This window comes from Gemmiger formicilis, from assembly GCF_016901605.1.
Taxonomy (GTDB): Bacteria; Bacillota; Clostridia; order Oscillospirales; family Ruminococcaceae; genus Gemmiger; species Gemmiger formicilis_B.
Map to the genome: position 1 here is coordinate 1 of NZ_JACJKP010000620.1, position 275 is coordinate 275.

At 58.2% G+C, this 275-nt stretch carries 1 protein-coding gene; it reads left to right on the forward strand.

What is annotated here, in order from left to right; translation table 11 throughout:
- On the forward strand, nt 1-275 hold a 275-nt coding region (locus H6B10_RS16190), incomplete at both ends, for a helicase-related protein (protein ID WP_275951107.1).

The window sequence follows — 275 nt, forward strand, 5'->3', positions numbered from 1 at the left end:
CAAACTGGTTCCCGGCGCCCGGGTAGGCATTGCCCACGGCAAGATGACCGAAGAACAGATTTCCTCGGTATGGCAGCAGCTGTTGGACAACGAAATTGACGTTCTGGTCTGCACCACCCTGATTGAAACGGGCGTGGACGTGCGCAACTGCAATACCCTGATCATCGAAAACGCCGACCGCATGGGGCTTTCCCAGCTTTACCAGCTTCGCGGGCGGGTAGGCCGTTCCTCCCGCAAGGCCTACGCCTACTTTACCTTTACCCGCGACAAAGTGC